The organism is Bartonella sp. AA126HLJHH (assembly GCF_042197425.1).
GTDB lineage: Bacteria > Pseudomonadota > Alphaproteobacteria > Rhizobiales > Rhizobiaceae > Bartonella.
In genome coordinates this window covers 1-1,347 of the sequence record NZ_JBHIRU010000085.1, presented here as the reverse complement: position 1 = coordinate 1,347, position 1,347 = coordinate 1, and the positions used below count along the sequence as shown (strand labels likewise).

Here is a 1,347-nt window from a genome sequence, read left to right as displayed (position 1 = left end):
TGGAGCCTGCTGTGTATTTTCTGATGTCATAAAATACGCCCTCCAGATAATAAAAAACCCCGCATTTGCGGGGATTCAAAACTGCACTGTCCCTCGTTTAGATACAATACAACCAAGTACAGTGCTGTCATTAAATACGATTTGCTACACTTTGTCAACACTAAAATAACACATATTGATAATTTCAAAGGGAATCAGTTAAACAGCACTTATGAATAATTAAGGGTTCAAAATGATGAAATCATTATCCATAACACGCATCATAACATTTATAGCTTTCTTTTCTATATCAGCGCTACCTGCATCAGCGTCATTTGGATTTATAGACAAATTGACGCGTATGTTTACAAGTGTAGATACTATAGAGAAGTATAATCAACTTTACAATAAATACGTAAGTGAATCATATATTGGCTCTATGCATTCTGAAAAGGTACGCAAAGCAGAAGAACTTTCACTCAGAAATGGCGGAGAATATTCATTTTTTAACAAGGAAGATATATTGTATCGTCACATATCAGTTGTTGGTTGTGCATCCCTTATGAGTTTATTGCGGGGTGATTATAATAAGGAGATGTCGCAAATGGATCTACCCAATGTAATAAAGCGTTTACGCGATGAATATGATTGGAGTGAAAGCGATTTTATGTGGGCATACGACGTGGTCAATGATAACGAGGATCCAATGATTTATTATGCAAAAAAATTTATGACGGCTATAGATAAGCGTTACGATTTCAGAAAAGAACAAGTAGATAACATAGTATCTCACGTGAAAACAAATGATCATAAATGGTTAAAGGAACTCAGTGAACATTGCGGAAACTTACGAAGGATATACTATATAATGCAACCGTAATAGAGCTTGTCATTTACGATCAAAATGTTTCTGAAGCACATTAAGAGCAACGCGCAGTGAATTCACAAGGTGGGGTAGCATTTGATCTTCTATAACGAGGTACTGTAGCGCAGCGTGAAGATTGTACTGTCTATAAAGGCATTGTGCTTCTTTTAGTGCCTCTTGCGTGTTTATAAACTGCTCTGTTGCAAATTCTACCCATTTATCTCTTGCCTTATCATCAGATGATGATGGCATTTCGTCATAAATTGCATTAGGCAAGCCTTTTGCACAAAGGTAATTATTCCTTATCTGTAAATACTGTTGCGCGGCGTCGTATTGCTCTTGAGTAATCACGCCTTGCAAGCAAAGCCGCCCGATATAGGTACCAGAAAGTGGATTTTTTGCCTCTTGTAGCGTTAAACCAAAGCACTTTGCACGCATTTCTATTGCCAATTTATCAACGGCTTCACGCGGTGCTTTTGCACGTGATATACGTCCGTTTGGTT

2 protein-coding genes are annotated in these 1,347 nt (G+C 37.5%); one reads left to right on the top strand and one right to left on the bottom strand.

Features of this window, described 5'->3' with window-relative positions; translation table 11 throughout:
• Window positions 1-232: 232 nt before the first annotated feature.
• Window positions 233-859, top strand: coding sequence for a hypothetical protein (locus ACFIQC_RS09820; RefSeq protein ID WP_375630707.1), 627 nt, complete (start codon window positions 233-235; stop codon window positions 857-859).
• Between the two features lie 9 nt (window positions 860-868).
• Here the strand turns inward: ACFIQC_RS09820 and ACFIQC_RS09815 are convergent.
• A partial coding sequence (locus tag ACFIQC_RS09815; protein WP_375707133.1) for a hypothetical protein occupies window positions 869-1,347 on the bottom strand: 479 nt, incomplete at its 5' end.